At 66.6% G+C, this 25,819-nt stretch carries 27 protein-coding genes and 1 pseudogene; 11 read left to right on the top strand and 17 right to left on the bottom strand.

Annotation, left to right across the window (positions count from 1 at the left end; genetic code table 11):
- Positions 1–110 precede the first annotated feature (110 nt).
- The 3 genes and pseudogenes from QH470_RS02225 to QH470_RS02215 form a co-directional block, all read left to right on the top strand.
- A pseudogene (locus tag QH470_RS02225) lies at positions 111–1,157 on the top strand (acyl-CoA dehydrogenase family protein); the annotation flags it as partial.
- An 11-nt stretch (positions 1,158–1,168) separates the two neighbouring features.
- A complete protein-coding gene (locus QH470_RS02220; RefSeq protein ID WP_280270546.1) occupies positions 1,169–2,176 on the top strand; it encodes a phosphotransferase family protein in 1,008 nt (335 codons plus the stop codon).
- A complete protein-coding gene (locus QH470_RS02215; protein ID WP_280270545.1) occupies positions 2,173–2,916 on the top strand; it encodes an SDR family NAD(P)-dependent oxidoreductase in 744 nt (247 codons plus the stop codon). Before QH470_RS02220 ends, QH470_RS02215 begins: the two co-directional genes overlap by 4 nt.
- Positions 2,917–2,922: 6 nt before the next feature.
- On the opposite strand, the gene QH470_RS02210 is transcribed toward QH470_RS02215, so the two are convergent.
- The 13 genes from QH470_RS02210 to QH470_RS02150 form a co-directional block, all read right to left on the bottom strand.
- Positions 2,923–3,615, bottom strand: a complete 693-nt coding sequence (locus QH470_RS02210; protein WP_280270544.1) for an acetoacetate decarboxylase family protein — start codon at positions 3,613–3,615, stop codon at positions 2,923–2,925.
- Between the two features lie 40 nt (positions 3,616–3,655).
- Positions 3,656–5,020 carry an LLM class flavin-dependent oxidoreductase gene (locus QH470_RS02205; protein WP_280270543.1) on the bottom strand — a complete coding sequence of 455 codons (1,365 nt, stop codon included), beginning with the start codon at positions 5,018–5,020 and terminating at the stop codon, positions 3,656–3,658.
- Positions 5,021–5,065: 45 nt separating this feature from the next.
- Entirely contained in the window at positions 5,066–6,067 is a 1,002-nt protein-coding gene (locus tag QH470_RS02200; RefSeq protein WP_280270542.1) for an NADP-dependent oxidoreductase, read from the bottom strand.
- A gap of 8 nt (positions 6,068–6,075) precedes the next feature.
- Positions 6,076–7,707 carry a long-chain fatty acid--CoA ligase gene (locus QH470_RS02195; RefSeq protein ID WP_280270541.1) on the bottom strand — a complete coding sequence of 544 codons (1,632 nt, stop codon included), beginning with the start codon at positions 7,705–7,707 and terminating at the stop codon, positions 6,076–6,078.
- The gene (locus tag QH470_RS02190) at positions 7,707–8,210 is read right to left on the bottom strand and encodes a flavin reductase family protein (RefSeq protein ID WP_280270540.1); all 504 of its coding nucleotides are present in this window, start codon (positions 8,208–8,210) and stop codon (positions 7,707–7,709) included. Before QH470_RS02190 ends, QH470_RS02195 begins: the two co-directional genes overlap by 1 nt.
- Positions 8,211–8,215: 5 nt before the next feature.
- Positions 8,216–8,971: a 3-oxoacyl-ACP reductase FabG gene (gene fabG, locus QH470_RS02185; protein WP_425302579.1), complete on the bottom strand. Its 756-nt coding sequence runs from the start codon at positions 8,969–8,971 to the stop codon at positions 8,216–8,218.
- 12 nt (positions 8,972–8,983) lie between these two features.
- Positions 8,984–10,657, bottom strand: coding sequence for a class I adenylate-forming enzyme family protein (locus QH470_RS02180; RefSeq protein ID WP_280270539.1), 1,674 nt, complete (start codon positions 10,655–10,657; stop codon positions 8,984–8,986).
- A gap of 5 nt (positions 10,658–10,662) precedes the next feature.
- On the bottom strand, positions 10,663–11,592 hold the full coding sequence (locus QH470_RS02175; protein WP_280270538.1) for an alpha/beta hydrolase: 930 nt from the start codon (positions 11,590–11,592) through the stop codon (positions 10,663–10,665).
- Between the two features lie 166 nt (positions 11,593–11,758).
- A complete protein-coding gene (locus QH470_RS02170) occupies positions 11,759–12,364 on the bottom strand; it encodes a TetR/AcrR family transcriptional regulator (protein ID WP_280270537.1) in 606 nt (201 codons plus the stop codon).
- Positions 12,365–12,507: 143 nt separating this feature from the next.
- Positions 12,508–13,326, bottom strand: a complete 819-nt coding sequence (locus tag QH470_RS02165) for a mycofactocin-coupled SDR family oxidoreductase (RefSeq protein WP_280270536.1) — start codon at positions 13,324–13,326, stop codon at positions 12,508–12,510.
- Between the two features lie 41 nt (positions 13,327–13,367).
- Complete coding sequence (locus tag QH470_RS02160) at positions 13,368–14,111, bottom strand: SDR family NAD(P)-dependent oxidoreductase (RefSeq protein WP_280270547.1); 744 nt, start codon at positions 14,109–14,111, stop codon at positions 13,368–13,370.
- On the bottom strand, positions 14,108–14,440 hold the full coding sequence (locus QH470_RS02155; RefSeq protein WP_280270535.1) for an NIPSNAP family protein: 333 nt from the start codon (positions 14,438–14,440) through the stop codon (positions 14,108–14,110). Before QH470_RS02155 ends, QH470_RS02160 begins: the two co-directional genes overlap by 4 nt.
- 20 nt (positions 14,441–14,460) lie before the next feature.
- Positions 14,461–16,086 carry a flavin-containing monooxygenase gene (locus QH470_RS02150; protein ID WP_280270534.1) on the bottom strand — a complete coding sequence of 542 codons (1,626 nt, stop codon included), beginning with the start codon at positions 16,084–16,086 and terminating at the stop codon, positions 14,461–14,463.
- Between the two features lie 207 nt (positions 16,087–16,293).
- Here QH470_RS02150 and QH470_RS02145 point away from each other — a divergent pair, with 207 nt between their 5' ends.
- The 5 genes from QH470_RS02145 to QH470_RS02125 are packed head-to-tail and all read left to right on the top strand — an operon-like array spanning position 16,294 to position 19,737.
- Positions 16,294–17,481 (top strand): thiolase C-terminal domain-containing protein, encoded by a 1,188-nt coding sequence (locus tag QH470_RS02145; RefSeq protein WP_280270533.1) that lies wholly within the window; start codon positions 16,294–16,296, stop codon positions 17,479–17,481.
- Positions 17,478–17,834 (top strand): Zn-ribbon domain-containing OB-fold protein, encoded by a 357-nt coding sequence (locus QH470_RS02140; protein WP_280270532.1) that lies wholly within the window; start codon positions 17,478–17,480, stop codon positions 17,832–17,834. Before QH470_RS02145 ends, QH470_RS02140 begins: the two co-directional genes overlap by 4 nt.
- A complete protein-coding gene (locus QH470_RS02135) occupies positions 17,831–18,610 on the top strand; it encodes an enoyl-CoA hydratase/isomerase family protein (protein WP_280270531.1) in 780 nt (259 codons plus the stop codon). Before QH470_RS02140 ends, QH470_RS02135 begins: the two co-directional genes overlap by 4 nt.
- A gap of 27 nt (positions 18,611–18,637) precedes the next feature.
- Positions 18,638–19,087 carry a MaoC family dehydratase gene (locus QH470_RS02130; protein WP_280270530.1) on the top strand — a complete coding sequence of 150 codons (450 nt, stop codon included), beginning with the start codon at positions 18,638–18,640 and terminating at the stop codon, positions 19,085–19,087.
- Entirely contained in the window at positions 19,084–19,737 is a 654-nt protein-coding gene (locus QH470_RS02125) for a 3,4-dihydroxy-2-butanone-4-phosphate synthase (protein ID WP_280270529.1), read from the top strand. The genes QH470_RS02130 and QH470_RS02125 overlap by 4 nt, the downstream gene beginning before the upstream one ends.
- Positions 19,738–19,771: 34 nt before the next feature.
- Here the strand turns inward: QH470_RS02125 and QH470_RS02120 are convergent, their stop codons facing one another.
- From QH470_RS02120 to QH470_RS02105, 4 genes are all read right to left on the bottom strand, one after another.
- Complete coding sequence (locus QH470_RS02120; protein WP_280270528.1) at positions 19,772–21,085, bottom strand: MlaD family protein; 1,314 nt, start codon at positions 21,083–21,085, stop codon at positions 19,772–19,774.
- Between the two features lie 129 nt (positions 21,086–21,214).
- Positions 21,215–21,835 (bottom strand): TetR/AcrR family transcriptional regulator, encoded by a 621-nt coding sequence (locus QH470_RS02115; protein ID WP_280270527.1) that lies wholly within the window; start codon positions 21,833–21,835, stop codon positions 21,215–21,217.
- Positions 21,836–21,970: 135 nt separating this feature from the next.
- Entirely contained in the window at positions 21,971–22,705 is a 735-nt protein-coding gene (locus tag QH470_RS02110; RefSeq protein ID WP_280270526.1) for a hypothetical protein, read from the bottom strand.
- A gap of 573 nt (positions 22,706–23,278) precedes the next feature.
- Positions 23,279–23,830, bottom strand: a complete 552-nt coding sequence (locus tag QH470_RS02105; RefSeq protein WP_280270525.1) for an NAD(P)-dependent oxidoreductase — start codon at positions 23,828–23,830, stop codon at positions 23,279–23,281.
- A 212-nt stretch (positions 23,831–24,042) separates the two neighbouring features.
- Here QH470_RS02105 and QH470_RS02100 point away from each other — a divergent pair, with 212 nt between their 5' ends.
- The 3 genes from QH470_RS02100 to QH470_RS02090 all read left to right on the top strand — a co-directional run bounded on the left by QH470_RS02100 (position 24,043) and on the right by QH470_RS02090 (position 25,752).
- On the top strand, positions 24,043–24,636 hold the full coding sequence (locus tag QH470_RS02100) for a TetR/AcrR family transcriptional regulator (protein WP_280270524.1): 594 nt from the start codon (positions 24,043–24,045) through the stop codon (positions 24,634–24,636).
- Positions 24,637–25,111: 475 nt separating this feature from the next.
- Positions 25,112–25,585: a hypothetical protein gene (locus tag QH470_RS02095; protein ID WP_280270523.1), complete on the top strand. Its 474-nt coding sequence runs from the start codon at positions 25,112–25,114 to the stop codon at positions 25,583–25,585.
- Positions 25,582–25,752: a hypothetical protein gene (locus QH470_RS02090; protein WP_280270522.1), complete on the top strand. Its 171-nt coding sequence runs from the start codon at positions 25,582–25,584 to the stop codon at positions 25,750–25,752. Before QH470_RS02095 ends, QH470_RS02090 begins: the two co-directional genes overlap by 4 nt.
- Positions 25,753–25,819: the final 67 nt, after the last annotated feature.

Below are 25,819 nucleotides of genomic sequence, written 5' to 3'. Positions count from 1 at the left end.
GACGCCGCGTGCGCGCAGGAACCGCGCCCGGGCGGGGGTGTCCAGGCCCGGCAGTGTAAGTCGCCCCCCCGACGCGCGCGCGCGAGCGCGCGTGTGGCGCTCGCCGCGGGGCCGCGGGGGGGGCCGGGGTGTTCGCGCCGCACGCGCCGATCGAATACGGCGGCCACGGTCTGGGCATGTCGGATCGGGCCCCGGTCTTCGAAGCGGCCGGGTACTCCCTGTTCGGCCCCACCGCACTGAATATCGCCGCCCCGGACGAGGGCAACGTCCACATGCTCGCCCATATCGCGAATCCGGAGCAGAAGCAGCGCTATCTCGCGCCCCTTGCGCGCGGCGAGGTGCGCTCGGCGTTCGCCATGACCGAGCCCGCGCCCGGTGCCGGGTCGGACCCGTCCGCCCTGACCACCCGCGCGGTCCGCACCGACGGCGGGTGGCGGATCAACGGGCACAAATGGTTCATCACCGGTGCCGACGGCGCGAGCCTGTTCATCATCATGGCCCGCACCTCCGGCGAGCCCGGACAACGCGGCGGCGCGACGATGTTCCTCGCGCCCGCCGACAGCCCCGGCATCGAGGTGGGCCGCCATCTCGACACCCTCGACCGGTCGATGATCGGCGGCCACTGCGAGGTGTTCTTCACCGACCTGCTGGTCCCCGATTCCGCGGTGCTGGGTGAGGTCGACCGCGGCTTCGAATACGCGCAGGTGCGTCTGGGTCCCGCCCGGATGACGCACGTGATGCGCTGGCTCGGCGCGGCACGGCGCGGCCACGACGTCGCCGTGGCGCACGTGGCCGAAAGGCGTGGGTTCGGTGCCCGATTGGGCGACCTCGGCATGGTCCAGCAGATGATCGCCGACAACGAGATCGATATCGCCGCCACCCGCGCCCTGCTGACCCGCGCGTGCTGGGAACTCGATCGCGGCGAGCCCGCGGCCGACGCCACCTCTATCGCGAAAACCTTTGCGGCCGAGGCGATCCACCGGATCATCGACCGCAGTATGCAGATGTGCGGAGGCCTGGGCGTCTCCGGTGACCTGCCGCTGGCGCGGCTGTCCCGCGAAGTGCGCCCGTTCCGCATCTACGACGGGCCCTCCGAAGTGCACCGCTGGGCCATCGCCAAACGCGCGATCGCCCGCGCGAGGCGGGCGGGCGAATGACACTGCCGGGCATGGACATCCCCGCCCTGGCGCGGTTCCTGCGCGCACGCGGCGTCGACGTCCGCGGCGAGTTGCGGGTGGAATTGATCAGTGGCGGCCGGTCGAATCTGACCTTCCTCGCCGCCGACGACGCGTCGCGGTGGGTGGTGCGCCGCCCGCCCGTCGCCGGGCTCACTCCGTCGGCGCACGATATGGCGCGCGAATTCACCGTCACCGGCGCGCTGCGGAATTCGGCTGTGCCCGTGGCGAAAACGGTCGCCTTCGACGCGGACGGGTCCGTCCTCGGCGCGCCGATGACCGTCGTCGAGTACGTCGAGGGGACCGTCGTCCGCGACCAGGACGACCTCGCCGCGCTCACCGACGACCAGCTGACCGCGAGCATCGCCGGGCTCATGCGAGTACTCGCCGACCTGCACGCGGTGGACCCCGCCGCGGTGGGCCTCGAAAAGTTCGGTCGGCCACAGGGTTTCCTCGCCCGCCAGGTGACACTGTGGGCGTCACAGTGGGACCGGGTCAAAACCCGTGACCTACCCGACGTCGCCGCCCTGCACGCGGCGCTGTCGCAGGCGCTGCCACCGGAGTCGGCGGCCTCGATCGTGCACGGCGACTTCCGCATCGACAACACCATCCTCGATCGGGCCGATCCCGCCCGCGTCCGCGCGGTGGTCGACTGGGAGATGTCGACCCTCGGCGATCCGCTCACCGACGCGGCGCTGATGTGCGTGTACCGGGCGCCGATCTTCGACCTGGTCCTGGGCTCGCGCGCCGCCTGGACCAGCCACCGGATGCCCGCCCCGGACGACCTCGCGCAGGCATACGCCACCGCCTCCGGTCGCGACCTCGCGCACTGGGGTTTCTACCTCGCCCTGGCCAACTTCAAGCTCGGCGTGATCGGCGAAGGCATCACCCACCGGGCATTGCACGGTTCCGACGCCGGATCGGCCGCCGAACGCGCGGCCGAGGCCACACCCGAATTCATGGCCGCGGGCCTGCGCGCACTGAAAGGAATCCGGACATGACCGGCAACCACACCGCACTGATCAGCGGCGCCTCCCGCGGGATCGGCCTCGGTATCGCCACACGCCTTGCGCAGCAAGGGTATTCGCTCACCATCAGCGCACGCGACAGCGCCCGCCTCGACGCCGTCGCCGTCGAACTGCGCTCGGCGGGTGCGGCCGAGGTCGTCGCCGTCGCCGCCGACATGTCCGACACCGACGGCGTCACCCACGTACTCACCCAGCATCAGGAGCGGTTCGGCACACTGTCGGCCCTGATCCTCAACGCCGGCGTGGGCACCGCCGGCACCGTGGCCGAATCCTCGCTACGCCGCTTCGACAAAACGCTGGCCGTGAATCTGCGCGCGCCCCTGCAGCTCATCCAGGGCGCCTTGCCGATGCTGCGCGCCGCCGCCGGAACACAGCCCGAGCGTGGCGCGAAAGTGATTGCGCTGGCATCGATCACGGGCGTCTACGCCGAGGCCGGACTCGCGGTGTACGGCGCCGCCAAAGCGGCCCTCATCGCATTGTTCGCCACCCTCAACGCCGAGGAGTCCGGCAACGGCATCAGCGCCACCACCATCGCACCCGGCTACGTCGACACCGACATGAGCAGCTGGATCCACGACCGGGTCGCACCCGAACAGATGCTCCCCGTCGCCGACGTCGTGGAAATGGTCGACGCGGTGCTGCGCCTCTCGGCCCGCGCCGTGGTACCCAACATCGTCATGTCACGCGCGGGCACGGACGGCTACCGCGCATAGCGCCGATCACCACTCGGCCAGGACACTCGCCATCGCGAGGCTGCTGTTGCCGCCCGTCCGATACTCCGCGTGCACGACCTCACCCACGGGGATGATCGACCAGTCGTCGATCGCCGTACCGCGAAACAATTGCAGACTGGCCGAAGCGTCCCACGCATCGGCGCCGCCGAGGTCATAGGCGTTCTGCGCCTTCAGCAGCTGCGTCGTCATCAGATTGCCGCAATGGTCCCGCAGTTCGGCCGTGTAGCAGGCCGCCACCCCCGGCCTCGCCCGGGTCTGGCGGCTCGTCGTCTGCAACAGCACCTCGGCGTTCCGGGTTCCCGAGTGGCCGAATATCGAGCAATGGAACGTACTTCCGCGCCAGCCCGCGGCGACGGTACCGAGCCCATAGGGCAGGCCCCAAATCTCCCGCGCCGCAATGGTTCCCATGAAGTCGGTCTTGAGGCCGCTGGCGATGTACCGGACCGGCGTCTGCTCGTGTTGCGCGTAGACGCCTACGTAGGCGCCGATATACGGCCCGAAGGACGAGGTCTTGTGATGAGACACGCGCAGCCATGCCCGGCTGTCCGGGTCCCGCTCCAGCGCGTCGGGCAGCAGCCGGGCCACCGCGTCCGGGTCGGTGCGGAAGTCGACGAGAAAATCCCATTCCCGCGCATACTCGTACGGGCCTTCGTGGTACCGCTTGCCGATTTCATTCATCTCCAGTGATCCTTCGTTGTTCGCCGTGGGACTGCCGCAATCAGGAATGGCGATGCCCCGCGGCCGGGTGGGGCTCGGCGAGCCGCGGATTCCCGGCGCCGCCGATCTTCTCGCGCAGCGTTCCGGGCGCGTACTCCCGCTTCATCAGGCCGCGTCCCTGCAGTACCGGCACGACGTGATCGATGAATTCGGCATACGTGCCCGGCGTGATGATCGAGATCATGTTGATGCCGTCGACTCCCGCGGCGGCCCAGTCGGCAAGTTCGTCCGCGATCGACTCGGGTGTTCCGACCACTCGATACTTCGCGTTGAAGAATGCCGACAGATCACGCACCGTCGGATCGGATCCCGCGGGCTGCTTGTCGATGAACAGCTGGAGCGGGCCCTGGACGCCGGACGCCTGCTTGATCAGCTCGCGCAGCGGGGTTTCGGGGTCGACATTCGCGAAGTCGATGCCCATGAATCCGCCGCGGTAGGCCATGGCCGCCGTCGGATCCAGATACTCGTCGAGGTCGGCGCATTTGCGTTCGGCCTCCGCCATCGTCGAACCCACCACGAAGGTGAGTCCCTGGAAGAATGTGAGGTCGTCGGCCCGGCGGCCCGCCTGTCCGGCTCGCGCGCGCATGTCTTTCACGACCCGAGCCGCGTCCGCGGGGGTGTCGGCCATGAGGAAGATTCCCTCGGCATGGCGTGCCCCGAAGTTCCGTCCGACATCCGAGCCGCCGGCCTGAAACAGCATCGGCGTCCGTTGCGGTGACGGAATCACTTGCAGCGGACCCTCGCAGCGGTAGTACTTGCCCTCATGGTTGATCTTGCGCACCTTCGCGGGATCCGCGTAGACGCCCTTCCGGACGTCCCGCACCACCGCGTCGTCGTCCCATGAGCCCTCCCACAGCTTGTAGACAACCTCGAGGTACTCCTCGGCGATGGCGTACCGCTCGTCGTGTTCGACCAGGCCGCCCAGGCCCACGTTGCGGTGCGCGTTCGCCGACGCATTGGTGACGACGTTCCATCCGATCCGCCCGCGCGACAGGTGATCCAGGGTCGCCATGGACCGCGCGAACGAGTACGGCGGATGCTGGATCGGCGCACTGGTCACGATGAAGCCGAGGTGCTCGGTGGCCTGCGCCATCGCCGGAAGCACCATGAGCGGATCACCGATCGGGAACATCAGGCCGCGTTCCGGATAGATCGACCAATCACCGCCGAAATCCCCGCCCAGACCGGCGCCGTCGGCCAGGAATATCGCGTCGAACCGGCCCCGTTCGGCCAGCCGCGCCAGTTCGATCCACGTGTCCAGGTCATTGTGGTCGACCGTCTTGTTGTCGGGATGACGCCACATGCCCTGGTTGACATGCGAGACGGTATTCATGGTGAAGATGTTGAACATCAATTGCTTGCTCATTTACTGCCTGATTTCTTATCGCGTCTGCTTGTCTGAATGTCCGGACTACAACTCCACGAGGACCTTGCCGGTGTGGTCGCCGCGCAATAATCCGAAGAATGCTTCCGGAGCGGCTTCCAGGCCGCGGAATTTGACCTCTCGAGTCACGAGCTTGCCGTCTCGCAGCCACTGTCCGACGTCGCGGGCGAACCGATCCGCGAGATCGAGGTGGTCGTTCACGTACAGACCGGCGATCGTCAAACGTTTCCGGACTATGTCGAACAAATTTCCCGGGACGGTGCGGGTGGCCGGATCGTCGTAGGAGGAGAGCGTTCCGCACATGACGACGCGGCCGAAGTCGTTCAGGTGCGAGAGCGCGGCCGCGAAGTGATCGCCGCCGACATTGTCGAAGTAGACGTCGATGCCGCCCTCCGCCACCCGGCCGAGACCGTCCATGATGGGCGACGCACGATAGTCGACGACCGCGTCGAAGCCGAGTTCCGCGCGGACGTAACGCGCTTTCCGGGGCGATCCGGCGCTGCCGATCACCCGGGCGGCCCCCAGTAGTTTCGCCATCTGTCCCGCGAGGCTCCCGACCGTGCCCGCCGCGGAGGACACGAACAGCGATTCCCCCGGCGCCAGCCGGGCGACCGCGACCAGGCCCGCGTACGCCGTCAGGCCCGGCATGCCCAGCACGCCCAAGTGATACGACAACGGATGATCGGACGGCGCGAGCGGACGAAGGGCTCTGCCGGACAGCAGCGCGTACTCCCGCCAGCCCGCCATGTGCAGCACGTGCGTGCCGACCTCGAGTCCCGGTATCCGCGAGGCGATCACCTCTCCGACCGTCCCTCCTTCCAGTGCCGCACCGACCTCGAAAGGCGCGACGTAGGAGGATTCGTCGTCCATGCGCGGTCGCATGTAGGGGTCGAGCGAGAAGACGAGATTGCGGATCAGCGCCTCGCCCTCGGCGGGCTCGTCGATCGCCACCTTCTCGAGGCGGAACACCGAGGAATCCAGTCGCCCCGCCGGCCGGCGGGCGAGCGTGATCTGTGTCGATATCGGCATCGTCCGGCCTAGTCCTCGATCACCAAGGCGTCGCGGTACCGCTCACGCAGTTGCGTCTTCGAGAACTTCCCGACACTGGTCTTCGGAATCGCGTCCACGACGAGGATCCGGTCCGGCAGTTGCCATTTGGGGAATTTTCCCGCCAGGTGCCGCAACAATTCCGCTTCGTCGACGGCAGCCCCGGCGGCCGGGACGACACAGGCGAGCGGCCGCTCGGTCCACCGCGGATGCGGCACGCCCACCACGGCTGCCTCGACAACGGTGGCGTGGTTCATCAACTCGTTCTCGAGGTCGACCGACGAAATCCATTCCCCGCCGGACTTGATCAGATCTTTCGTCCGATCTACGAGTCGTATCCAGCCCCGGTCGTCCATGGTGGCGACGTCTCCGGTCCGCAGCCAACCATCCGCGGTGAATCCGTCGTCGTCACCCAGGCCCTGGTAGTAGCTACCGGCGATCCACGGTCCGGCCACTTGCAGTTCGCCGGTGGTCGCGCCATCACGGGGCACGGGTCGCGTGTCGCCCGGTTCCACGAGGCGCGCCTCGACACCGAGCACCGCTCGGCCCACCCCGGCCCGCAGATCCGCTTGTCGTTGTTCGCCGAGTTCGGCATGCGAGCGGTCCAGCCGGGCCACCGCGGCGAGAGGGCTGGTCTCGGTCATGCCCCAGGCTTGCTGGAGGGGCAGCCCGACCTGAACCCGGTAGGCCTCCGACAGCGCGACCGGCACCGCGGCACCGCCACAGGCGATGAGGCGCAGCGCGCCGGTGTCCCGTTTCCGAAGGTGCGGCAGCACCGCGGTCCAGATCGTCGGCACTCCGGCGGTCATGGTGATCTTGTGGTCCACGAGCAGATCGGCCACCCGCGGCCCGCTCAGATCGGAGCCGGGGAGAACGATGTCCGCGCCCTGCGCGATCGCGGCGTGCGGGATTCCCCAGGCGTTGGCGTGGAACATGGGAACCAGCGGAAGCACGCGGTCGGCCTCGTTGATACCCAGCGTCCCGACCGCGCTCGCCGCCATCGTGTGGAGGTAGATGCTGCGATGACTGTAGACGACGCCCTTCGGGTTTCCCGTCGTGCCGCTCGTGTAACACATTGCCGCGGCCCGGTTTTCGTCGGTGACTCGGAAATCAGCCGCGGGCGCGGCGGCGATCAGGTCGTCGTACCGGTGCACCTGTGCGCCCACACCGTCGAGGCCGGGATCGGCGCCGGGCGCATCGTCCATCACGATCACATGCCGCACCGTCGGACACCGCGAGAGCAGCGGACCGAGCACCTCGAGCAGTGACCTGTCGACGAAGATCGCTTCGTCCTCGGCGTGATTGACGGCGTAGACGATCTGTTCCGGCGACAAGCGAATATTGAGGCAGTGCAGCACTCTTCCCGCGCTGGGCACACCGAAGTACAGCTGCAGATGCCGAGCGGAATTCCAGGCGAATGATCCGATCCGGGCATCGGGTGACACCCCGAGCACGTCGAGCGCGCCGGCGAGCTTCCGTGTTCCCGCGCTCCACTCCCGGTAGCTGGTCACCTCGGCCCCGGCCGGTGCGATCGACACGATCGATTTGTGCCCGAAGCACTCCTCCGCCCGGCGAAAAATCCGGTCGATCGTCAGTGGGTAATCCTGCATGAGCCCACGCATCACGCCGCTCCTCCATTCGTCGCGGTGAAGCATCCGTATCCGCCTCGAAAGAACAGCAGCGGCGATTGATTCGAGTCGGCGTCCATCGCGACCACCCGGCCGAAGACCAGGTAATGGTCGCCCGCCTCCTGGACGTCGTACAGCTCGCAGTCGAGCCAGGCGGCCGCGCCATCGATGATCGGTGCGCCCGAGGGAGCCGGGCGCCAGGGCACCCCGGCGAATTTGTCCGATCCCTTTCTGGCGAACCGCCGGCACACGTCCTCCTGCTGGGCGCTCAGGACATTGACCGAGAAGCGTTGCTGCTGACGGATTTTCGGCCAGCTCGCGGAGGACTTGTCGGGATAGAACGCGATCAGCGGGGGGTCGAGCGATACCGAGGAGAAAGACCCGATCGTCAATGCGGCGGGTTGCTCGCCCGGTATCACCGCACCGATCACGACGACACCGGTCGGGTATTGGCTCAGCACGTGCCTGAATCGGCTCGGGTTCACCTTGTCGCTCATCGGTCTCACGCCTGGGGCCCGCCGGAAACGTAGAGCACCTGTCCGGAGATGAAGCCCGCGCCCACGCTGGTCAAGAACGACACCGCGTGTGCCACATCCTCCGGCTCGCCGACCCTGCCGACGGGAATGGCCTTCTCCCCCGACGCGATCAGGTCGGCGAAGTCCATTCCCATGCGCGCCGCGGTCGCGGCCGTCATATCGGTGCGGATGAATCCGGGCGCGACGGAATTGGCGGTGATTCCGAACTTGCCCAGTTCGATCGCGAGCGTCTTGGTGAACCCTTGCAGCCCGGCCTTGGCCGCCGAGTAATTGACCTGGCCGCGATTGCCGAGGGCCGCGGTGCTGGACATATTGACGATGCGGCCGTGGCCGGCGGCGACCATATCCTTCTGCACCGCCCGAGCCATGAGAAACGCGCCCTGCAGATGCACCGCCAGCACCGCGCGCCAGTCGTCTGTCGTCATCTTGAACAACAGGTTGTCCCGCAGGATGCCGGCATTGTTCACCAGTACGACCGGTGCGCCGAGTTCGGACCTGACCCGGTCCACGGCCGCGTTCACCTGATCCTCGTCGGCCACGTCCGCCGCGATGGGGATCGCTCGCCCGCCCAGTTCCTCGATCTGTTCGACGGTCGCTCCGCACGCGGCCTCGTCCAGGTCGACGGCGGCCACGGCGAGGCCATCCGCGGCCAGCCGCCGGGCCACCGCGGCGCCGATGCCGCGGGCCGCGCCGGTGACAATTGCAGTACGCGTATCACTCACAGTGCTCTCCAGTCACGTATTTCCTTGCCCGGCAAGGGCACGAAGCAGTTCGGCTTTGAGAATTTTTCCACTGGCGCTTCGGGGTATCGCCCCGGCGCGGATGTATCGGGACGGAACCTTGATGCTTGCCAGTTGCCGCCGGCAATGCGCGTCGATATCGGCCTCGGTCAGTTCGGAATCCGAGTAGAGGGTGAACACCGCGGTCACCTCTTCGCCGAGCCGCGGATGCGGGAGACCCACCACGGCCACCGTCATCACGCCGGGGAGCTCCGCGATCACATTCTCGATCTCGGCGGCCTGAATGTTCTCGCCACCGCGGATGATGACGTCCTTGATCCGCCCGGCGAGAGAGAGAAATCCCTCGATGTCCTGCCGGCCCAGGTCGCCGGTACGAAACGCGCCCGCGGCGAAGGCGGCCCGCGTGGCCTCCTCGCTGCGCCAATATCCGGCGGCGACGGTGGGGCCGCTCACCACGATCTCTCCGGTCTCCCCCACCGCGACGTCGCGCATCTGCTCGTCGACGATTCGAATCCGGTTCACGGGGAAGGGAACACCGATCGAGTCCGGCTTGTCGGTCAGGTCGGGTCCGACGCAGAGCGCGACGCTGGCGGTTGTCTCGGTCAGCCCGTATCCCGTGGCCATGCAGACCTGTTCACCCACGGTATCGGCCACCGTGCGCAGCAACGTGGTCGGCACCGCCGTCGCTCCCGATGTCAGCGTGGCGAGCGAGTCGAGGGCCGAGGGCGAATCCGCCGCCGCCGCAACCAGTTCCGCCAGCATGGTGGGGACCGCTCCGAGGGTCGTGACCTTTTCCTCGGCCAAAATCCGCAGGGCCTCCGCAGCATTCCACCGCGGCTGGATGATATTGACCGCGCCGCCGACCAACGATCCGTACATGCTGCCCAGCCCGGCGACGTGGAACCACGGAAGTACTTGCAGCACCACGGGTTCCGCCGCGAGAGCGGCGTCACTTCCGCGTCGCGCCGCGGCAATGGTCGCCGCGGTGAGCGCCGCGTTCACCACGCTCACGCAATGATTGCGGTGCGTGTGGACCACCCCTTTGGGCCGTCCGGTGGTGCCCGACGTGTACACGATCGTGGCGAAGTCGTCGGGCTCCACGTCGGCGAACGGAAGCTCACCCAGCCGTTGGAAGGTGACGACCTCGTCCCACTCGACAACGCCGCAGGATGGCTGAGCGAGGCCCATTCCGACCACGCGGCACCGGCCGGGGTCCACCTTCTCGAGCAGGTCGGCCTCGGCGAAGATCACTTCGGGATCGGCGTCGCCCATGCCGTATTCGATTTCCGCCGCGGTCCACCAGGGATTGAAGGGCACGAAGATCGCGCCGATGGCCTGGGCGGCCCAGAAGACGACCGGGAATTCCGGCCGATTTCGGCTGAGAATCGCGACCCGGTCACCGTGTCCGACACCCGCCCGCCGGAGCCAGTGCGCCGCCGAGACGATGTCGCGGTCGAGTTCGCGGTAGCTGCGGACGCCCGCGCTCGACACCAGCGCACGGCGATCGCCGAAATCGCCGAAGCGCTGCGCGAACTCACGCATCGACCGTGCGGTGTTCCGGTAGGTGCGGAAGCGCCGATCGCCCGACTCCACCTCGACGACGGGGAACGCCGCCCCGGGCGCGGTGAGCTCTCGCAGGATCGTCCCGGCACCGGGCCAGTCGCTCACGTCAGTCACTTTTCCGGCTTTCCGGTCGCGGCGAATACCGCGCGCAGGTGACCGCCGACCTTGGCAATCGCGTCATCGGCTTCCGGGAATGTCCCGGCGCCGAGCTGGAACACATGCTGCATTTCCGCAAACAGCTCCAGTCGAGCGGAGACGCCGTCCGCCTGCGCCTTGTCTCGCACGCGGACGGCGTCGTCGAGCAGCGCCTCGTGGCCGCCGACCTGGATGTAGAGCGGGCACAGTCCCCGGTAATCACCGTGCACCGGGGAAGCCACCGGGTCATGTTCCAGGCCGGGCGCGTAGACGCTGCCCAAGGTCCGCATGCCTTCCGCACTGGCCATCAGATCCACCGCGGCGTTGGTCCGCATCGACTCCCCCTCGGCCGCGAGATCGCTCCACGGCGACATCAGGACCGCCGTCGCCGGCAGTGCCTTGCCCGCGTCGCGCAGCGTCAGCAAACAACTCAACGCCAGCCCCGCCCCGGCGGAATCGCCCACGAGCGCAATAAGTTCCGGCGCGAATCCGCGCGACAGCAGGCCCTCGTAGGCCGCCACCGCATCGAGCAATCCGGCCGGGAACGGCGCTTCGGGCGCCCTGCGGTACTTCGGGACCAGCACGGCCGACCCCGCGGCACGGGCGACGTGCCCGGCCAGGTTCCGGTAGCCGACGGGAGTGCCGAACATGAAACCGCCGCCGTGTAGGTAGAGGATGACCGTCGACCCATCGGCTCCGGCCTGCTCGTCCGGGTCGACCCAGATTCCGGGCAAACCGTCCGCAGTCGCGTCGCGGAAGGTCACACCTTCGGGACTGCCGGTAATCGCTTGCAATCCTTCGGCGACGATGCGCTGGTCGTCCAGCGTGAGGCCGGAGACCGCCGCCATCCGCTCGCCGTGGCGCCGCAGCTTCTCCACGAATTCCAATGCCTGCTGACTTGCCATAACGTGGGCCCTCCAGGGATGAGACTACGAACTCGAGGTATCCGCGACCCGCGCCGACGACCACGACATTACGTACATATTTCGTACGATAATATGTGACGCAACACTCGTCAATACCTGTAGGGCATCTATGCCGCGCGGACGAGCAAACGCCCCGCAGCCGGGATTAAGCCGGTCCGGCTTCCGAGAGCGCGCGCAGCGCCCAGTTCGTGAGCTGTTCCACGTATTCCTCTTCTTGCGAGGTCAGCTTCGCGCGCTTCGACGGGGGCGTGTGGATGGCACGCATGACCACCGGGCCACCGATCGCCTCCAGCATGAACTTCACCGGCGGGACGCGGGTGAGTTCGCCGCGTTCGACGGCGCGGGCAGCGATTCCCTCGAATTCGGCGTGCGCGGGACTCAGCAGGTCCGAGCGTGAAATCACTTGCAGCTCATCGTGCAACGGCAGCTCGATCTGGAGACGGAGCCAGGCTCGGCCGGAATCGGTCAGCATGAAATTGAAGAACCGGCGGGCATAGTCCTCGAGATCCGCCCGCAGCGACCCGTGGTCGACCGCCGTCTGATCCACGAGCTGGGTGGTCGCGGCCTTCAGCAACTCGATACGCGAACTCCACCGCCGATACAGCGCGGGCTTACCTATCCCCGCTTCGGCGGCCACCGCGTCGAAAGTGAATCTCTCCCACCCACGGCAAGCGAACACCCGCACGGCCGCCTCGAGAATTCGCCTGTCATAACCGGCTTCCCGTGGCCTGCCGACTGTCACCTGCGTCATCGTGGTCCCCTCAGCTCCGCCGCCCGCCTCACGAAGATCGTACCTTACGTACGACTACGGTACGGTTGTCTGGCCCGACCGAGAGGACAACGGGAATCATGGATCACCCTCCGCCCCGCCCTGCCGTCAGCAGCGCGGGCGGGTCAATGAAGCGTGATCCCCGCATCGATTGTCATAGCGTGACCGGTGATGAAACGCGCTTCCTCGGAGACCAGATACGACACGGTGTTCGCGACGTCACCGGGTTCGACGAGGGCGACATCGAGCATGTTCGTGAACAGACTCGCGGGACGGGGATTTCGTTCGATCGCCCCGGAGAAAACCTCCTGCACGCTCGGATCCGTTGCCATATCGGTGTTTACACCGGTCGGGTGGATACTGTTGACCCGGATATTGTCCTTCGCCAGCTCGGCCGCGAAAGCTTTGGCCATGCCGGTGACGGCATACTTGCTGGCAACGTAGTCGACCATGAACGGCTGGACCCGAAGACCGGCCGCCGAACTGGCCAGAACTATCGATCCGCCCGATCGCCGCTGCAGGTGCGGAGCGCCGACCATGACCGTGTTCCACACGCCGACGAGATTGGTGTCGATGGTGTCTCGGAAGGCCTCCGGAGTTACCTTGTCCCACTCGGTGACCACCGCGATGCCCGCATTCGCGACGACGATGTCCAACCCGCCGAGTTCGTCGACCGCGCGATCGACGGAGGCCTTCAGCGCGTCGAATTCACGAACGTCCGCGACGATCGGTATCACGCGGCGTCCGAGTCCCTCCACCAGATCCACCGTCTCGTCCAGATCGGCCCTCGTGGCGGAGCGATATCGGACGCTCTTCGGTAACGCGCCGCACAAGTCGAGTGCGATGATCGCCGCTCCTTCGGAGGCGAGTTTGCGGGCGTGCGCACGGCCCTGCCCCCGTGCCGCGCCGGTGATCAATGCGACCTTGCCTGACAAATCCGACACGGTGCTTCTCCTTCAACTGTCCTGAGTCCAGCGGGAGACGGCTATTGCGCCGTCAATCCGCCATCGATGTAGAGTTCGGCTCCGGTCATGAAACCGGCGCCCGGTCCGCCGACGAAGGCGACCGCTTCGGCCACTTCGGCAGCGGTGCCCAGCCTGCCCATCGGAGTCCTCCCGACGGTGGCCTCCCGAAACGCCGGGTCTCCGAGGCGTTCCAGCATTCTCGGCGTGCCGATGTAACCAGGGTGCAAGGAATTCACGCGCACGCCGGCAGTAGCCCAATGGACAGCCGCGCTCTTGGTCATTCCACGAACCGCCCCTTTCGCCGCGTGATAGGCGAAACTGTGTGGCACGCCGACTGTTCCGAGAATGGAGCAAACGTTGACTATCGAGCCTCCCCCACTGCGCTCGATGAGCGCGCCCGCGTGCTTCATGCCGAGCCAAGTGCCGGTCTGACCGATCGCGACGACCGTCTCCCAGGCCGGCACCGACTCCTCGACCACCGATCCCGCCGTCGCCACCGCGGCATTGTTCACCAGTCCGTAGAGCCCCCCGCATCGAGATTCGATCTCCGCGACGGCATCGATCCACGCCTGCTCCGCGGTCACATCGAGCTGACGGGGAATATGCTCGCCGCCCAGTCGCGCGGCCAGCCGGTCGCAGGCCGCGCCGTCGACATCGGTGATAATCACCTGCGCGCCTTCGAAAGCCAGCCGCTCGACGATCTCGGCGCCGATCGCACCGGCCGCGCCGGTGACGATAACGGTTCTTCCTCGGTAGCGCTTCATAGTGGCGAATGCAAGGCGGAGATGTCCGAGAACGGCGCCAGCCGAGTGGTCCTGCTGCTGCCCTTCACCACCAGTCTCCGGACCTCCGGAAGCATTTTCCGCTGCCAATGCTCGCTCTCGTATATTGCGGCATAGAGGCGATCGCGTTCGTCGTCGCTCTCGAACGAACGCATCCAGACGAACCTGGTGTGATCGTCATCGGCCCAGAAGAGTCCGAGGATCCGCATGCCACGACTCTGCTGATAGGGCACGGCGAGTTCCAGCATGAACTCTTCCCATTGTTCCCACATCCCCGGATTCACCCGGTATTCGTAGTGCTCGATGAACATTTACCCGCCTCCGCGCCGCGTCACTGGAACTCCATTCCCTTGTAGCCACTGTCGGCCACCCGCGCCGCCCATTCGCGCCACCGGTCCAGACCGCCGTAGTAGGTCAGGATCTTGCCGTCCGAGCCGGGGATGTTCCCGCGCTGATACCACGAACCCTTCGCCAGCAGAACGGGTTCCGCGGTCTCGTACACGTGGGCGGTCCATTCGGCCGCGGCCTCCGGTGTCGTCTCGACGCGCGAGTATCCGTGGCGCTTGACGTAGGTGATCAAGTCGGAGACCCAGTCACCGTGAATCTCGCTGAAGGCCGGAAGGTTTCCGCCCACGCTGTGTACACCGGCGACGAAGGTCAAATTCGGGAAGTCCGGCACTCCCATGCCGAGCAGTGTGCGCGGGCCGTCGGACCACGCGTCCATCAGCGCTCGACCGTCCTTACCGCGGATGTCGATCTTCTTCAGCGCACCCAGCCACGCTTCGAAACCGGTCGCGAAAATGATGACGTCGAACTCGAATTCACGGTCGGACGTGACCACTCCGTGCTCGCTGAGCCGCACGACCGGGGTCTCCTGCAAGCTGACCAGTTCGACATGATCGTGGTTGTAGGTTTCGTAGTACCCGGTCCCCTTCGGCGGACGGTGCATACCGAATCCATGATCCTTCGGGATCAGCTTCTCGGCGAGATCCGGATCGTCGACGGTGGCGCGGATCTTCTCCGCGACATACTTCGAGAACTCCTGATTCGCGGCCGGATCGGCGAGCGTATCCGCGAAATTCGAGGACAGGATGCGCAATCCACCGGAGTTGTAGAGTTCGTCGTACTTCTTCAGACGTTCCTCCTCCGAGACCTCGAAGGTGAGACGGGTCTCGGGCTCGTGGATGAATCCGCCGATGTGGCCGAGTCGCTTCCGGTGCACCTCGCGGAAGTTCTTTCGATACTCTTCTTGCTCCTCCGGCGTGAACGGCCGGTTGTTCAGGGGTGTGACCCAGTGGCCGTTGCGCTGGAATACCGTCAGCGACGCAGCCTCCCGGGCCACCTCTTGCACCAGCTGAACGCCCGACGAGCCGGTGCCGAAGATCGCGACGCGCTTACCCGCCAGATCGATACCCGCGGCCGGCCATTGCCCCGAATGGACCATGACGCCGCGGAACTCGTCCATCCCGTCGAACGCCGGCGTATAAGGCTCGGAGAGCATGCCGGTCGCCAGCACCAGGAATCGCGTGACCACCTCCCGGCCGTCGGCGTAACCCACCACCCAGACATTGTCGTCCGAATCGAAGCGGGCACTGACGACGCTGGTGTTCAGTTGGACCTTGTCGCGCAGCCCGAACCGGTCCACGACGAAATTGAAGTAGCGTTCGACTTCGGGCTGCCCGGCATAGTGTTCGCTCCAACGCCATTCGTCGGCGAGGATTTCGGAGAAGAAGTAGCCGTAGGAGTAGGAATCGGAGTCGAAGCGGGCTCCCGGGTAGCGGTTCCAGAACCAGGTCCCGCCCAGGCCGGCGCCGCGCTCGACCAAACGCACCGAATGCCCCTGCTCGTTGAGCCGGTAGAGGGCGTAAATGCCCGAAACCCCGCCTCCGACAACGAGAGCGTCGAGCACACTGCCCGATTCCCGATCGGCGCCGGGTACTACCTGTTGATTGTTCATCGAGTCCTCGCAAATCTGGCGGTGTCGGAGGGCTCCGACCGCACGGCTCCGACGCTTGCATGTAACGTACTAAAACAGTACGATACTACGTAACGGCCAGGTTAGGAATAGGTCAACGCAGAATCGCCGGGCAGCGAAGCCGAGCCCCCGGCGCGTTCGGTTCTGCGATTCGATACGCACAAATCACGTCTGAGAGGTGGCGATCACGTGCGCCGTCGCGCTTTTATCGCGGGGATCCACGAGTTCCCCTTACGGGTCGCGCCGTCTTACACACCGCACCGGATCAAGGCCGAGAGCGCGGTCGCGGCGGTCGCCGATGCCGGACTCGAGTGGTCGGCCATCGACGGCCTCTACGACGCGGGCGAGTCCGAAACGTCGCTGCCCGGGCTCGGGGTGGCGGAGTATCTCGGCATCAGGCCCGCGGTGATCGACACGACCAACGTCGGCGGATCGTCCTACGAGTTGCACATCGGTCGCGCCAAGCGCGATATCGAGGCGGGGCTGATCGATGTCGCTCTGGTAACCTACGGTTCCACGCTGCGCAGCGAGTCGAGTTCCGGTGGCATTCCCACCAGCATCGGAGTCCGCGAGACTCCCGCGGAGCGGATCGAACGTCCGCACGGTCTGTCGCTGGTCGGCAGTTACGCGATGGTCGCCGCGCGGCACATGCACGAATACGGCACCACGCCCGAACAATTGGCCGCTGTCCCGGTATCGGCGCGACGGCACGCCCTTCGAAACCCGCTGGCGGTCGAGGGACTCGAGGCGCTGTCGATACGGTCGCGCGCGGAATTGACGGTAGCCGACGTGCTGTCCTCGCGGCCCATCGCCGATCCGTTACGGCTGCTCGATTGTTGTCTGATGACCGACGGCGGCGGGGCGGTGGTCCTGGTGTCCGACGCCGTCCTCGCCGACTGCCGGCACCCGGGCGTCGAGATACTCGGTGCCGGCGCGGCGGTGTCGTTCATCGACGCCGACAGCGACCTGACCACCTCGGCCGCGGCCGAATCCGGCCGCCGCGCGTTCGCCGACGCGGGAGTGCGGCCGGAAGATATCGACATCGCCATGCTGTACGACTCGTTCAGCATCACGGTCGTGACGCAGTTGGAGGATCTCGGCTTCTGCCCGAAGGGAGCAGGCGGCGAATACGTTGCCGGTGGCGCGCTGGACTTCGATTCGGCGGTCGGCCCGGCGGTCAATACCGACGGTGGCGGTCTCTCCTCGACCCATCCCGGGATGCGAGGCCTGTTTCTCTTGATAGAAGCCACCCGGCAACTGCGCGGTTCGTCGACATCCCAGCGACCGGGCGCCGAACTCGCCGTCTGCAACGGAATCGGCGGATTTCTCGGATCCCGCCACGCATCCGGCACCGTGATTCTCGGGAGGGCACGATGACAAACCAGCACCTGGCGATCGAGGCGGAGGACGCGGCGCTCTCCCGTTGCTCGCGATGCCGCCACCTGTTCACTTATCCGCGTCCGCATTGTTCGAGGTGCGGGTCGCTGTCGATCACGAGCGAGCCGATCCAGGACCAGGGCACCGTCTACACGGTCACCGTCGTGCGCTCGCACCCGGATCCCGAATTCGCCGCGCTGACACCGTATGCCGTCGCCTATGTCGATCTCGACCGCGGTGGCCGGGTGCTGACCCGCCTCGCCACCCCCGACGCGACGGCGGTCCGGATCGGCGACCGGGTCGAGGTGCGTTCGGCGGGTACCGCCGCCGAGACGGAACGGAGCGGTCGATGACCGCCGCCGCATCGGGCCTGGCCGTGCGTCGCGAAAATGGCACTGTCACGGTGACTTTCGATCGTCCCGAATGCAAGAACGGTCTCCGAACCCAGGAATGGGTCGAGCTGAAGAAGATCCTCGATGCGGTCGATCGCAGCAACGACGATCGCGTGGTGGTCCTGACCGGGGCCGGGGGGCACTTCTCGTCCGGGGCGGACCTGGGGGAATCGGCGGACGACCTGTTCCCACTCGCCCCGATGCGGATCGTCAATGCCGCGTGCCTGGCGATCCGGCGGCTGAACAAACCTGTCATCGCCGCGGTGTCGGGCTATGCGGTCGGCGCCGGATTCAATCTGGCCTTGTCGTGCGACCTCGTTGTCGCGGATACGACCGCACAGTTCTCGCAGATCTTCGTCAAGCGGGGAATGTCGCCCGACCTGGGCGGGTCCTGGTATCTGCCGCAGGCACTCAGTTTGCAGCAAGCCAAGGAGATCGCCTTCTTCGGCGACATGCTCACCGCGCAGCAGGCCCGAGAACTGGGCCTGGTCAATCATGTCGTGGCACCGGCAGATCTCGACTGGTTCTGCGCTGCTTGGGTTTCGAGACTGAAGGTGCTGCCGCCGATCGCATTGGCGCGGACCAAGCAGCTACTGAACAGCGCACTCGAAGGAAGTTTCGATGCCGCACTCGATCGAGAAGCCGTCTTCCAAGAGCACAACTTCACCACCGCGGACACCCACGAGGCCATTTCGGCGTTCCTCTCCAAACGGACCCCGCGCTACCTCGGCCGATGAGAACCGGCCGCACACACCAGGAGTGACATGAAGGTCTTCGACGGAATCACATCGTTCCGAAGTTCCGTAGGTTCGCACCTCGGATACAGCGAATGGCGCACTGTCGAGCAGAAGGACATCGACACCTTCGCGGAGGCCACCGGCGACCACCAATGGATTCATGTGGATCAGAAGCGCGCCGCGAGTGGGCCGTTCGGCGGAACCATCGCGCACGGCTATCTGACCGCGGCGCTGATTCCGCGGCTGACGGCCGACATCTTCTCGATCGAGGGGCTGTCGATGGGAATCAACTACGGCTCGAACAAGATTCGATACCCCTCCGTCGTTCGCGCGGGGAGCAAGGTCCGCGCGGGAGCCGAGGTCGTGTCCGTGGAACCGGCCCGGCAAGGATTCCTGGCATTGATCAGGGTAACCATCGAATGCGACGGATCGGACAAACCGGCATGCGTCGCCGACACGATGACCCTCTTCGCATGAGCGGAGATACCGTGATGCGCGAATCCACACACCGAGTCGAGCGTGCCGTTGCCGACCTGGCCGACGGCAAGGTCATCGTCCTTGCTGGTTGCGGGAGCGAGAATCCGGACGCGTATCTCGTCGTCGCGGGCGAGAAGGCGACGACCTCCGCACTGGACTTCATCATCCGTCACACCTCGGGCTTCGTCTGCGCCACCGTCACCGACGACGTGTGCGTGCGCACCGCACTGTCGGCGATGAGCGGCACCGGCCTCACCGCCTCCCGATACGACTACGCGGTGACGGTCGATGCCGCGACCGGCGTGAGTACCGGCATCTCCGCCAAGGATCGAGCCCGCACTCTCCGGCAGCTCGCGGACCCGACGAGCACTCCCGCCACGTTCACCCGCCCGGGACACGTCATGCCGCTCCGCGCCCACACCGACGGGACACTCGATTGCCGCAGTCGGGCACAGGCGGTCACCGATCTGCTCCGCGCGGCAGGGCTGCAAGAGGTCGGCGCGCTGGCGGCCCTCGTGTCGCTCTCCGATCCCACGGCCATCGCGGACTCCGCGGAGTCGCTCATGTTCGCCGCGGCGCATCAATTGCATTCGGTCTCGGTAGCCGACGTCGTGACATACCGACGAAGTATGGTGTCGACCAAGCCGTGACACCCGGGCTTCTCGAAGCTGACGGCCGGGGAGACTACCGCTGCCCTCCTGTTGGCGTGGCCGAATCCGTTGCGGGAGTTGTCGTTACGTCGTTGCCTCTGAGCACCGGGCCGAGCAGGATGTCGGCCGCGGTGTTCGGCGCGATGCCGAGGATCGAGGCGATCTGCCGTTGTTCCTGCGGGCTGCCGATGGGGCCCACATTTCCGCCGATGAGGCGGGGCGGCTGCGGTGGCGCGAGTGCGTCGGGGCCGATGATGGTGTGTTCGCCGGGCGGTGCGGTGCGGCAACTGGGGGCCTCGAGGGTGCCGTAGCGGGGACAGTCGGCGCGGGTGTAGGCCCGGTGGGGCGTCAGTTCGATGATGATCTTGGCGGTAATGCTCTGATCTTCGGCGTTCCACATGGCGTTGAACGTCCGGGCCTGTGCCGTGAGGGAGGTGGAGATTTGCAGAAAGTTGCGGCTGCCGTCGCCGAGGACGCCGACTACCGGGCCCAACCGAGCGGTGATCCCCGTGAGAGTGGCGGTGTTGTTCTCCAGCGCGGCGGCGACCGTGGCGCCGGTGGTGAGACCGCCGGAGAGCATGCCGTGCAACTGTTCTCGCCGCTCGGCGGCGGCTCGGAGGGGACCGCTGGCGGTGTGCACCGCCGAGAGCAGGTCGGGTGCCGAGGATTGCAGCGCGGTAAGGGCTTGGGACAGGGCCGTCAGGGTGGATGTGGTGTCGCCCAGAGTCATTGTGCGATTGAGTGTTTCGGCAATTCGCGTGAGTTCCGCGCCGGAACGGACGGCGTCGGCGCCGCGCCCACTGCTGGCTCGTTCGGCGAGAGCGAGCAGCCCGAGTGCCGGCTCGGAGCCGCCGCGCCCGGCGGCGTCGGCGATCGCGCTCAGCGCGGTCAGCGAGGTCTGTAGCCGGACGGTGTCCAGGCTGCGGTCTTCGGGAATGTGCGCGCCCGCGGTGAGCCCCGGCCCGCGGCCGTTGTCGACGAGTTGGATCGACGGCACGGCGAAGACGTTGCTCGGGACCACCCGTGCGGTCACGGTCGCAGGTATACCCGGGGCGTGGTCCGGTCGCAGCTCGATGTGCACATGGTTGGGCCCGCCGCGGGTCGCGGGCTCCACCCGCCGCACGAGACCGACCAGAATGCCGCGGTACTTCACATCGGACTTCTCCGGCAAGCCGTCGCCGACGTTCACCAAGTCCGCGGTGACCTCGACAGTGTCACGAAACGTGCCCTGCGACCGGGTGACCATCGCCGCGGAGGCAACCACGACCATGATCACGACGACCAGCCCGCGCAGGAAGAGCTGCCAGTCGGGCACGACCTCGCTGTCGGATTCCATGGCAATCGGCATCCGCCATCCACCCATCTTCCGCAATCCCGAACGGTCTGCCAACGATACATTTGACTGACTTGACTCAGTGAAGGATTGGACGGGAGAACCTGGTTATCGGGACTTCGGGTGGCTGACTCGAGTCATTTGTTACCTGTCTCGGCGAGGCCGGACGCTGTCCAGCGTCCTCGCGAGGTAATCCTCGATCATTTCGTCGCGGGTGGTCCACGCGCTCATGGTGATCAGCAACGCGTACAACCCCAGCAGAAAGAACACAGCGCTGTTCATCGGATTCACACCCTCGCCAACCTCGCCGCGCTCCTGGGCCAGCGCGAATTCGCGGGCGACGAGCATGATGACCGCGTGATCCTCCTCGCTGTCGGCCATGTCGACCGCGGTGCGTGTCTGCGAGAAGTGCAGCGCCAGAAGGTCTTTGAACAAGATCTCACCCAGCCGCTGCTCCAGGCCCAAGACCAGCCGGATCGCCTCCCGCAGCGCCGCGGCCAGATCGTGGTCGGTACTCAGAAAGCGGGAGAACTGTGCTGCCAGCCGCTCTTCCTCACGATTCTCCAGCTCGAGCAGCACGTGCTCCTTGGTCGGAAAGTGGAAGAAGAACGTGCCGTGCGCCACGCCGGCGGCCGCCACGATCGCGCGCACGTCCGCCTCGGCCATCCCCGTCCGCTTGAACTCCGAGATCGCCGCCCCCAACAGCCGTTCGCGGGTCTGCAGGCGCCGAAGTTCTCGCGCCGACACACCGTCGGTCACCACCATGGCCTACTCCATCCCGCTACCTCCTGCACGTCTTTCGACAATATCCCGCCGGGCCTACTCGGGCCGCTCCGTCGCTTTTCACCAGCGTCGCGCCACCGGGCTCATCGATGACGCCCACGGACCAAAGCCCGCGCGTTATTTCCGGGCCAGCTGGGTTGTCGTGCGCGCCACTGTGATCGCTTGATTCTTCGCGTCGGCGTAAGGGAGATCCCGCCCGGTCCAGGTGATGCGGGCGGTAACGTGCCCTGCCTGAAGCACCACGGCGGCACCGGTGTCGGCGTAGTGCGTGGCCGCGGCAACCACGGCCCGATCGCCCAGACCGGGGACATCCTCCGGGGACGAACCGCCGCCCTTCGGATCGGACATCCACTCGGTCATGGTCCGGTACTCGGCCCTCGCGTCATCGAGGGCATGCACTTCGACGGTGACGAATCTGCTGTCGCTGTGCCAGATACAGTTCTGCGCGGAACGCACGTCGGCGTAGGGCTCGATCGGTTTCATCGGCCCGAGTTGCTCGGCGTCGGGCATCTGCGCGGACAGGGTCCGGCACAGTCCGCGGAGATCGATCGCCAGCGTTTCTCCCGAAGTTCTCGGTGCGACAGAGGTTCCCGTCGCCTCGCCTGATCCGGCGCTGGTCACGATCAGCGCGATCGCCAGGGCCACCAGTGCGGCCGGAATGAGGAAACCGAGCGCCGCGGGCCTGCGGAACAATGGTTTCCCCGGATCCAGCGGCTTGCCCGGCATGCCCGGAATCGGCGGCGCCAGCCGGGCGATCTCCCGGTAGGTCAGCGTGTTGAACAACATGGTCGCCGCATTGATGAACATCGAGAACGGGCCCCACCAGCCGAGCCACACATTCTCCAGAGTCATCCGCCGATAAATCGCGAGACCGCAGTCTCGGCAGAACGGACCGGTCCGATGCAGGAACGTCATCCACAACAACCGCCCCCGATGTCCTCGGACAGTGACCGGCGCGGCAGGCGTTCCGCCACACTGCACGCAATACCACTGCTGCGGCAGCACCGCCTGAACCGTAGAACCGCCGTTTCCCTGCCGCGGATCGTTCTGCGGATGTGGCTCCATGACCCCCCTCGTTCCGAATGCGCTGTGACTGTACGCATCTCCGGCCCCAGCTGTCGGACGACGAGGTACCGATGGACACCCGGGTCGAGAAGCTACCGGACGGTCCACGACCCGTCATCGGTAGGCATAGGTATCGATCGAATGTGCGAACCCCCGCATGCCGCGCCCGGCACGATTTGTGCGGCGAGACAGCGATCGTTACGCCCAAGGGATTCTCCAACTCGCACGGACAAGGGCTACCCGGGCAAGCCTGCTGGCACGCCATTCGGACGGTGCCCACGTTCGCAAAACCGACGGCGCGCGGCCGGTTCGGCGCCGGTTATGGCGACCCGCGGCATGAAGATTCACCGACTAATGCCCTCACCGATGCTGCGGGTCGACGGGGTGGGCGGGATCGCGGCCGGCGAGGACGTCCAGGGCCGCGCCGGCGATGTGGCCGTTGGTCAGCGCGTGTAGCAGGGCGTTCTCGTCGACGAGGCTGCCGCGGGCGGTATTGATCAGTACGGCAGTCGGTTTCATCGCCTGCAGGCGGGTGGCGTCGATGAGGTGGTGTGTGGTGTGGTCGACGCGGCAGTGCAGGCTCAGGTAGTCCGCGGTGGCGCAGACGGTGTCCAGGTCGAGGAATTCTCTGTTCGGGTCGGGTGGGCGAGGCGGGCCACGGCGCGGCTGCTGGGGCCGTAGCCGACGATGCCGAGCCGGGCGCCGCGCAGTTCCCGCCCGGCCTGGCGGGGCCAGCCTCCGGCACGGACACCGGCGAGCACTGACGACTGCTGGAATCCAAGTGCTGCGGTCGATGCCGACGATCAGCGCGAGCGCCGCCGGCGGGATGTGCCCGACCGCGGTGACGGTGCTCGCCAGGCCGATGAAGGCGCCACCGGCAATACCGGCCGTCCCCTTGCTGCTCAGCATCATCACCCCGACCATGACCGCCTATTGCTGCCACGCGCTCAGCCGTCTCAATGTGCTTCTTCTCGCTCCGCCCACGCGGGCTGGAACGACTGCCCACCTTGATCGAGACGGCCCGTCCATTTGACCGGACACCGCCTCCGCTTTATGCTCGAATGAACTCGGAGGCAGCCTCCGTTTTGCTGAATTCGCGGGATATCTGGACATCAGGAGGGTGCATGGACGCGGGTGCACAGCGAGGGCGCAAGCCGCGCGCGGATGTCCAGCGCAACCGCGCGGCCCTTCTGGAGACCGCGCAGCGTCACTTCCTGCGCCACGGGGTCGGCACCTCACTCGAGGCGGTGGCCAAGGAGGCGGGCCTCGGGCCCGGCACTCTGTACCGGCACTTCCCCACCCGGGAAGCGCTGCTGGCGGCCGTCCTGCAGACACGCTCCGAGGAGCTGGTGGCCCGCCGAGCGGACGTCGAGCAGCTGGGCGATGCCGGCGAGGCGTTGGAGCAGTGGCTGCGGGCCATGGAGGAGTACTTCAGCGCCTTCAGCGGGCTCCCGGACCCACTCATGGCCGCCGCCCAGGCGCAGGACCCGGACAACCCGCTCACCATTCCTTGCGACATCTTCATCGCCGCCACCGACAAGTACGTGGAAGCAGCCCAGAGCACGGGACACGTACGCGCGTCGGTGCGTGGCTACGACCTGTTCCTCGCGGCCTGCTCCATTGCCTGGATCAAGGGCAACGGCGCCGAGGAGGAGTCGCTCGACCGGCTCCGCACACTCCTCGCGAGCGGCTACCGCCAGCGGGCCGAGAAGGCATAAATCGCTGGGCGTCCGCTCCCCCGAGCAGCTCTGCGGCGACGGCGTGCATCTCGCCCTCTCAGCGATCGATGATCATGGACGACTGTCCGATCGATCCGGGCCGCAAACGCTCGGTTGGGTTGCGGGACAGTCGGTTGCGTTCGATGCCGACCATCGCATGGTGGTTCGACCGAAGTCGACCGGCCGCTGGCGCGTGGGCCGAAAGGACTATCTGCGGGTGCCGGCGGAGTATCGACATCAGTGCAATCTGTCGTTACACAGTCGGGTGTTGGTGGTGGCGGACCCGGAACAGGTGTCGTTTGACGCTATGAACACGCAATTTATGCGAGTTCACCTCTTTCTGCCCGTTACCTCCAGATTTGAAACACGCTTTTGGGGCGAGCTCCCCCCTCATCGCGGTGACACATCAACACATCAACACCCACCCGGGCTGCCCGCCCCGTGACCTGGCGCTTCCCCGTGTTGGGAGGCGGGCATGGTGACCGCGGCACCCATCGTTCCGACCATGCCTGCGCTACAGCCGGCCCCGCAGGCCACTCCTACACGCGCCGGCCGACCGGCCCGTCGCCCCCTCCCCCTGATCGAAGTTCACGAACGACCCGTTCAACGACTTCGCTACGCGCTGCGGCCCATCGACTCGCAGGGGCGAATCTGCGACCGTCATCTGCCACAGTGGATGGGCTGGCTGCCCGGACAACGGCTGCGGTGGATATGCGACCACGGCCTCCTGCTCCTGTCCGTCGACAGCGATGGCCCGGCGCGCGTTACCCGCAACGGCTACCTGCGCGTGCCCGCACAGTTTCAGCGCCAAGCGGCGGTCACGACCGGTGACCGCCTGTTGTTCGTCGCCATTGACCACACCACCACCCTGTTCGTCATCCCTCGGACGGTCTTCGAGCGTGTGGTGACCGACTCGCTGACCGAGTCCCTCGGTGGTGACTTCGCATGACCGCCGCCAGTACCGCACAGAGCCGGGAGGCCTTGATCCTGCTGCTCGACAGTCTGGGTATCGGCGTCGACGAGTTGGTCACCGCCGTCCGAGGTGAGGTTCACCCCGAATGGTGGACAGGGGGCTTGCAGATTCAGGCGGCAGTGGTTCGAAGTGAACGCTCGTAGTCGTCGGGGCTTTGGTTCCCGATCGCGGAGTGCCGCCGGATAGTGTTGTAGTAGTTCATCCACTTGT

This window comes from Nocardia wallacei, from assembly GCF_029868745.1.
In the GTDB taxonomy this organism is placed as follows: domain Bacteria; phylum Actinomycetota; class Actinomycetes; order Mycobacteriales; family Mycobacteriaceae; genus Nocardia; species Nocardia wallacei_B.
This window is presented reverse-complemented; position numbering and strand designations above follow the sequence as displayed.